Annotated in this window: 6 protein-coding genes and 1 tRNA gene; 3 read left to right on the top strand and 4 right to left on the bottom strand. The window is 52.1% G+C overall.

Features of this window, described 5'->3' with window-relative positions; translation table 11 throughout:
• Window positions 1-141 precede the first annotated feature (141 nt).
• Window positions 142-1,602 carry a SulP family inorganic anion transporter gene (locus KW93_RS05330; RefSeq protein WP_081986930.1) on the bottom strand — a complete coding sequence of 487 codons (1,461 nt, stop codon included), beginning with the start codon at window positions 1,600-1,602 and terminating at the stop codon, window positions 142-144.
• Window positions 1,603-1,743: 141 nt separating this feature from the next.
• Between KW93_RS05330 and KW93_RS05325 the strand changes: the two genes are divergently transcribed.
• Window positions 1,744-2,286, top strand: coding sequence for a recombinase family protein (locus KW93_RS05325; protein WP_033541947.1), 543 nt, complete (start codon window positions 1,744-1,746; stop codon window positions 2,284-2,286).
• A gap of 46 nt (window positions 2,287-2,332) precedes the next feature.
• On the opposite strand, the gene KW93_RS05320 is transcribed toward KW93_RS05325, so the two are convergent.
• Window positions 2,333-2,752 (bottom strand): universal stress protein, encoded by a 420-nt coding sequence (locus tag KW93_RS05320; protein WP_033541946.1) that lies wholly within the window; start codon window positions 2,750-2,752, stop codon window positions 2,333-2,335.
• A gap of 190 nt (window positions 2,753-2,942) precedes the next feature.
• Between KW93_RS05320 and KW93_RS05315 the strand changes: the two genes are divergently transcribed.
• The gene (locus tag KW93_RS05315; RefSeq protein WP_033541945.1) at window positions 2,943-3,812 is read left to right on the top strand and encodes a patatin-like phospholipase family protein; all 870 of its coding nucleotides are present in this window, start codon (window positions 2,943-2,945) and stop codon (window positions 3,810-3,812) included.
• 82 nt (window positions 3,813-3,894) lie between these two features.
• Here the strand turns inward: KW93_RS05315 and selA are convergent, their stop codons facing one another.
• Both selA and selB read right to left on the bottom strand, forming a co-directional pair.
• Window positions 3,895-5,307 (bottom strand): L-seryl-tRNA(Sec) selenium transferase, encoded by a 1,413-nt coding sequence (selA, locus tag KW93_RS05310; RefSeq protein WP_033541944.1) that lies wholly within the window; start codon window positions 5,305-5,307, stop codon window positions 3,895-3,897.
• A 19-nt stretch (window positions 5,308-5,326) separates the two neighbouring features.
• Complete coding sequence (gene selB, locus KW93_RS05305) at window positions 5,327-7,225, bottom strand: selenocysteine-specific translation elongation factor (protein ID WP_033541943.1); 1,899 nt, start codon at window positions 7,223-7,225, stop codon at window positions 5,327-5,329.
• A gap of 135 nt (window positions 7,226-7,360) precedes the next feature.
• Between selB and KW93_RS17260 the strand changes: the two genes are divergently transcribed.
• A tRNA-Sec gene (locus KW93_RS17260) sits at window positions 7,361-7,457 on the top strand.
• Window positions 7,458-7,586 lie beyond the last annotated feature (129 nt).

Below are 7,586 nucleotides of genomic sequence, written 5' to 3'. Positions count from 1 at the left end.
TGTTTTCTATCTTACGGTTTTCAACTTCTATCTTACGTTTTCACTTCTGCATCTTCTTTTCATGAAACTACTAAAAAAACAGCCCCTCTGTTATAGAAGGACTGTTTCGATGAAATCTATTCTATTAACTCAAACTCCGCCTTAATGCGTCGGCAATTTGACATTGCTGTTTTTGAAAATCGCCAGCTGGTCGATCAGCTTCTGGCTGCCGGCATCAAGTCCAACAATGTCGACATCGTTGCCGCTCTCCCTAAACTTCAGGACGACGCGGTCGACGGCGCCGACCCCTGAATCATCCCAGATATGGGCATCCGTGAAATCGATGACCACTTTTTCATTTTCAATATCGTAATCAAATTTCTCCAGGAAATCCTCAACCGAAGCGAAGAACAATTGGCCTTCCACCCGGTAATGCGTCGCATCCAGCAAACGCTTCTGCACTTTGATCTTCGAAATTTTGGCGACGAAGAAAATTGCACTCAAGAGAACGCCCGCAAGAACGCCTTTCGACAAATCGTGCGTATAGACGACAATTGCGACTGTCGCCACCATAACGATTGCGTCTCCCTTTGGCGCATTCTTCATATAGCTGAACGATTTCCAGTCGAACGTCCCGATGCATACCATGATCATGATGCCGACAAGCACAGGCATTGGGATCTGAACCACCACATTGCCGAGTACAATGATCAGGAACATCAGGAACGTACCGGCGACAAACGCGGACAACCGCCCTCGCCCGCCTGACTTCACATTGATGACCGACTGTCCGATCATGGCACAGCCTGCCATCCCGCCGAAAAATCCGGTTACGAAATTGGCGATTCCCTGGCCGCGCGCTTCCTTGTTTTTATTGCTTTCCGTGTCTGTCATGTCATCGACGATATTGGCTGTCAGCAACGTTTCCAGCAGCCCGACAATCGCCAGTGCAAATGAAAACGGCAGTATGATCATAAGCGTTTCCAAGTTGAACGGCACATCCGGCAAAAGGAACGCCGGGAGCGTCTGGTTGATCGTTCCCAGATCGCCCACCGTCCGCATGTCAAATCCGGAATAGACGGCAATCGCCGTCAGCAGGACAAGTGCAATCAACGGTGCCGGAATCGCCTTGAAAAATCTCGGCACGATATAGACGATTGCAAGCGTAATAGCCACGAACACATACGTGATTGTGCCGACACCGATCAGATGCGGCACCTGCGCCATGAAAATCAGGATCGCCAGTGCATTGACGAAGCCGATCATGACGGCACGCGGGATGAACTTCATGACCCGCGCCACTTTAAAGACGCCGAATAGGATCTGAATGACTCCTGTCAAAATTGTTGCAGCAAGCAAGTATTCCAGTCCGTGGTCCCGCACAAGCGGCACCATCAGCAATGCCATTGCGCCTGTTGCAGCCGATATCATACCGGGCCGTCCGCCGACAAATGCGATGATGACCGCAATACTGAATGACGCATACAGGCCGACCATCGGATCGACGCCCGCAATAATTGAAAAGGCGATGGCTTCCGGAATCAGCGCAAGTGCCACCACAAGTCCCGAAAGGATATCGCCGCGTATATTTCCGAACCATTCCCGTTTTAATGTTTCTCCCACAATAATTTACTCCTCTTGTTGTCCAATTTTCACAATGAAATCAGTGTATCACCGCAAATCCGAAAATGGAACCTTTTTGGTCCTTTTATTTAAAATAAATATGATACAATGAAAACAATATGTGTGACGGGAGTTTTTAACGTGCTTATTGGCTATGCAAGACCCATAGACGGAGATTTGACCTGTGAAAAACAAAAAACGCTATTCAATGAATATGGTTGCGGAGAATTTTTTGCTGAAAGTCATGGCGATCCCAAACATCGGGATGAGCTGGAACGGATGCTTGCGCGCCTGGAAACGGGAGACCGCGTCATCGTGCACAGCCTGCATGCGCTGGCCGATTCGACGCGCCACCTTGTCGAGCTGCTGGAAGGGTTCGAACAAAAGGGCTGCACGCTGCATGCCGCCAGCGAAGAGATCGATACCGCTCCGGACAAGACGTTTTCGTTCCAGAAAATCGTCCAGTGCCTAGCCGATTTTCAGAGCGACTCCATCAGCGCCAAAACAAAAGCGGGGCTGACGGTTGCCAAGGAAAAAGGCATGCACGCCGGCCGGCCGCGAAAACCGGACGCCAATGTGAAAAAAGCGATTGCGATGTACAGGAGCAAACAATATAACCTGGCGGAAATCAAAGAACAGACCGGCATCAGCAAATCGACGCTGTACCGTTATCTGGAGAACTGACTGTTCCATATAAAAAAGAGCGACCCGGCGCTCTTTTTTTTCTGCTTTATTTCACGATCAGCACTGGGCAATCCGCGCGTTTCACCACTTTGTGGCTGACGCTGCCGAGCACCATCTCCTGCAATGAATTCAAGCCTCGGCTGCCGATGACCAGAATGTCAAACCCTTCCTGATTGACATAGTCGACAATCGCTGGGCCCGGAATGCCGTGAAGGATTTCGACGCGGTAATTGATGTTCTCCGCAGCAATCGCTTCTTCCACCGGCTGCAGCTTCTTGCGGCGCTGCAGATCCAGCTCCACCGAACTGCCGCTGTGCAGCACATCATTTTTCGCGTTATCGTGGTCCGCCACATAAACGACCGTAATTTGCGCTTCCCGGTTTGCCCCTGCTATCCTGACCGCTTCTTTTGCCGCGCGAAGCGAATGGTCTGAACCGTCCGCCGCCACTAATATTTTTCCGTACATCCGCCAACACCCCTTTCGGCAATCCTGCTTTTATTGTCCAATGAAACATATCTTTCTTCTATATAAGTAAAAGTGTACCATCAAACTTCCCCGAAAATAAGCTTTATGGGAAAAAACGCCGGTATGGTATGATAGAAAGAATCAGCATTAAACAGAAAAATCAGATTTTTATGAGTCTGGAGGGATTGCCATGTTTGATGACGGACTGGTTCTGGAAGGCGGCGGCATGCGGGGCGTCTATACCGCCGGCGTCCTTGAATATTTTATGGAAAAAGACCGTTATTTCTCTTACGTTATCGGCGTATCCGCCGGCGCATGCAACGCCGCGTCGTATATTTCCAGGCAGCCGGGAAGAAACAAAGCTGTCATGATCGATTATGTCCGCCATCCCGATTACATTTCGTTCCGCAATCTCGTGCAAAAAAGAGAGCTGTTCGGCATGGACCTGATTTTCGACCAGATCCCGAACAAGCTTGTGCCTTTCGATTTCCAGGCGTTCCACGCGGCCAAAGAACGTTTTGTCATCGGGACGACCGATTGCCTGACCGGACAGCCGGTCTACTTTGAAAAAAATGAAAGCCCGCAGGATGTCCTGACGATTGTCCGCGCTTCCAGTTCAGTGCCGTTCATGGCGCCGCCGGTCACCTATAAAGGCTATCAGCTGATGGACGGCGGCGTTTCCGATCCGATTCCGCTCAGGAAGGCGCTGGCTGACGGTGTGGAAAAGCCCGTCATCATACTGACCAAGCACAAAGGCTACCGAAAAAAGCCGATGCGTTTTTCGCGGCCAGCCCGCTATTTCTACAAAGAGTTCCTGGGCCTCATCCATGCGCTCGAAATGCATTGGCAGCAATACAATGAATTGCTCACCGAAATTGAAAAGTTGGAAGGCGAAGGCAGGGTCTTCATCATCCGGCCTTCTGCCGATACGAAAGTGGGAAACGCGGAACGCAATCCCGAAAAGCTGGAACAATTGTATAACCAGGGCTATGCCGACGCACAGCAGTCTTACCATGCGATGGAGAAATGGCTGGAGGCAACAGCTGTCAAGACCCATTAACCTCCCAAGTCTGACCCAGCGTCAAAGTAAAAAGGAACTCTGGCCATTTCACTGTGGAACAGTGATGAGGCCAGAGTTCCTTTTATGTCGTTTCCGCGATGCGGACAAAGCTTTCGACCACTTCATCCATTTCATCTTCCCGTACCGTCCGAAAATCGATGCATACTTGATCGTCCTGTATTCTCCCGATCACCGGCGGGCGATTCTCTCTGAGGCGCGCCGCCAGCTCCTGTGGCGGCAGTGATTCGTGGCGGATGGCCGCGAGAAAAGTCGGGATCTCGACTTCAGGCATCGTGCCGCCGCCGACTTGCGATGTGCCGTCCAGCAATTGGATCCGGTAACTGCCTGTGCTTGATGCCAGTGCCGAAACAAAATTTTCTGCCTGGGTTTTTATTTCTTCTGAAGAACGCATGATGTCCCGCACCGTCGGAATCTCCAGCACCGCATCCCCGCCGGCCACATAAACTTTCAGCGTTTCTTCAAGTGCGGCAAACGTCATTTTGTCGACCCGCAGCGCGCGCGCCAGCTGATGTTTCTTCAGTTTATCTATGAGGTCTTTATTGCCGGCGATGATGCCCGCCTGCGGACCCCCGAGCAATTTATCGCCGCTGAAGCTGACGATATCCACACCCGCCGCGATCACATCGCGGACATGCGGTTCATTGCCGATGCCGTGTTTCTTGAAATCGTAAAGGGCGCCGCTGCCGAGGTCTTCGTAGAAAATGAGCCCTTCATGACGTGCCTTCAACTCTGCCAAAGCTTCCGTTTCGACCGTCGCCGTAAAGCCGGACATGACGAAATTGCTGGTATGGACTTTCATGACCATGGCCGTTTCTTCTTTAATCGCATTCTCATAATCAAAGAGATGTGTTTTATTGGTCGTGCCGACTTCCCGCAGATGCGCACCGCTTTCTTCCATTATGGAAGAAACCCGGAACGACCCGCCGATTTCCACGAGCTGCCCGCGGGACACGATCACTTCTTTTCCTTTTGCCAAAGCGCTCAGGATCAAAAACACTGCCGCAGCGTTATTGTTGACGACCATGGCCGCTTCTGCCCCTGTCGTCTGCTGGATCAGGTCTTCCAGAATGTCATGCCTTGATCCTCGCTTTCCTTCGGCCACCCGGTACTCAAGATTCGAATAATCGCGCGCTGCCCGCATCACATGTTCGACCGCCCGGCTGCTCAGGCGGGCCCGCCCCAAATTTGTATGCAGCACCGTGCCGGTCCCGTTGATGACGCGCATGAGCCGGTCTTCATTCCATTCGTTTGCACTGTGCTCCGCATTGCTGAAAATCAGTTCGGCAAAATTCGATTCCGAAGGCTCAACCGGCGACTCATCCTTGAGCAGCTTTTCACGCAGCGCGTTCAATTCCTGCTGGATGAATTTTGTGCCCCGTTCGGCAGTTAAATCGTACGATTCCAGAAATTCTTTAAAACGCCTGTCTTTCTGCAGTTCGTGGACGGGCGGCAGCTGCCGCAAATATTGCTTCATCGCAAATCCCCCATTCTTTTCATTTCCCCGTCCATCGCCGCTGGTCCTCATCACGCGCCGTGAATCCGAGCCCGTCAAGCAATTCCAGAAGCGGGATCAGGTATTTCCGCGAGAGATCCAGAGAATCTTTTGCTTCTTTCAAACCGAATGCCTCTCCAGTATCCTGCTTAAGTTTCGCGATTGCCTCTTCCACGGCCTGTCGGTGAACCAGTGTATCCGCCTGCAGCCGGAGAGCCTGCCCCGTCTCCAGCAAATACTGGGTCAAATCCGAAATTTCGTTTTTCGGGATCGGCGTCCCTTCGAAATAGTCATCCCATTTCTTCACCTGGATCCCGTCTTTTTCGAGCGCAGCAATGATTCCTTCCATCCGTACTTTCCATTGTTTCGGCAAATGCGGATTGAAACCGCCAAGCGCCAAAAATTGGCCGCTCTTCTTCAAATCCCCTTGTTCAATCAAAGCATTCAGGCTGAAATCAATAAGAGCTTTCGGATAAGCGGAGCTGAGCGGCTGGCTCAATTCCGCCTTGCTGATTCCTGCACGCATCGGGTAATCAGTGTGATACGTTTCAAGACGCGAAGTGATTTCATCTTTGATTCGTGAAAAAGTTTTCGCCAGGATGAATTTCTGCGAACCCACTTCCAAGAAGCTTCCGTTTTCCAGCCCATTCGCCAGTGTTTCTTTCAGGACCGGTTCATCAAGAGACGTCTGCTGGATGAGCTGCTGCAGATCCAGCAGGATATTTTTCGCCAATGCTTCTTCAACAAGGTCTGCCGGCGTTCCCTGCATCACATTCTGCAGCATCTCAACCGTTTCCTGGCCGAAGCGGTATTTGCCGCCTTTCGGCTGGATCACCCAGCCGCCGCCAAGCGTTTCGACAGGTGTCGGCCGCCGCAGGATAAACCGGTCGCCGCGCCGCACCACAATTTCTTCACCAAGCCTGATCTGGCACAGCACTTCCTCGTCCGTGCGTTCCAGCTCGTTGCGGTCAAAAAAGACGATCTTGCCCATCACTTCGGACGTCCCCACATGCACTTTCACCGGCGCCCGCTGCTTGAGGGGTGAGAACGCGCCACTTGTAACATTCAATGCGACGTCGATCGTATCCGTCACCAGAAAATGATCGGACGCCACCAGCACATCGCCCCGCAGCACTTCATTCTTCTCGATGCCGCCGAGATTCACCGCTGTCCGCTGCCCTGCCCGCGCTTCTTCCTGCTCTTCGTGGTGGACCTGGATCTGGCGCGCTTTCACTTTCAGTCCTTTCGGCAATAAAGTCAACTGCGCCCCCTTTTGAACCGCTCCTTCGTAAATCGTTCCGCGGACGACCGTGCCCTGTCCCTGAACCGTAAACACCTGATCGATCGGCAGACGGAATGACCCGTAAGCGTCACGGAACTTCACCTCTTTCAGACTGTCGATGATCGTTGATTTCAATTTGTCCACGCCGGTTCCCGATAAACTGTCGACGAGTACATACGGTGCGTTTTCAAAAATCGTACCTTCCAGCCGCTCCTGAATATCTTCCTGAACTAGCTCCAGCATGATTTCATCCACACGGTCGATTTTAGTGATGGCCACGATGCAATGTTCGACACCCAGAAACTGCAGAATTTCCAGATGCTCCTCGGTTTGCGGCATGACCCCTTCATCCGCCGCAATGACGAGCACTACCAGATCAATGCCCGCCACACCCGCGATCATCTGGCGGATAAAACGCTCGTGCCCCGGCACATCGATGATCGACAATTGCGTCCCGTCTTCTGTCTGGAGCGGCGCGTAGCCCGGTTCAATCGAGATGCCCCGCTCCTTTTCTTCCTTCAGGCGGTCCGTGTCCACATTCGTCAGCGCTTTCGTCAGCGACGTTTTGCCGTGGTCGATATGGCCGGCCATGCCGACCGTATAATAAGTCTTTTCCATGTGCTCACCCGTCTTCTCTTTTGGTCATAACCTAACTTTAAGCTTCCATTAGAATCGTTTCAAGCGCAGCGCTCCAAACTGCTTTCTTGCGGAACAGCGATTTTCCCTATACAATTAAAATCGCTTACTCATTACGGGGTTGGCTGAGTGACTGGTGTCTTCCTGGGTCTTCAAAACCCTGAGGGACCTGCGTGCCAGGTCCGGTGGGTTCGATTCCCACACGATCCCGCCAATACATAGAAGAAAAGCGACGGCATCCGTTTAGCCCCGAAAGGCATAAGACGGGCCAACGTAGTGGCGCTTTTTGCCACGCAGTTGGACTGACTTATGACCGAAGAGCTGGGTCGCCGGAGTCTGGACA

Origin of the sequence: Planococcus sp. CAU13, from assembly GCF_000775575.1 — a bacterium.
Classification (GTDB): Bacteria; Bacillota; Bacilli; order Bacillales_A; family Planococcaceae; genus Planococcus.
Note: the sequence above shows the minus strand (reverse complement) of the source record. Positions and strands in the feature narration are given on the sequence as shown.

What these genes read in the sequence shown, in the direction of transcription:
- KW93_RS05320 (WP_033541946.1), bottom strand. Translation starts at nt 2,752, where the DNA reads ATGTACGGAAAAATATTAGTGGCGGCGGACGGTTCAGACCATTCGCTT.
- KW93_RS05315 (WP_033541945.1), top strand. Translation starts at nt 2,943, where the DNA reads ATGTTTGATGACGGACTGGTTCTGGAAGGCGGCGGCATGCGGGGCGTC.
- selA (WP_033541944.1), bottom strand. Translation starts at nt 5,307, where the DNA reads ATGAAGCAATATTTGCGGCAGCTGCCGCCCGTCCACGAACTGCAGAAA.
- selB (WP_033541943.1), bottom strand. Translation starts at nt 7,225, where the DNA reads ATGGAAAAGACTTATTATACGGTCGGCATGGCCGGCCATATCGACCAC.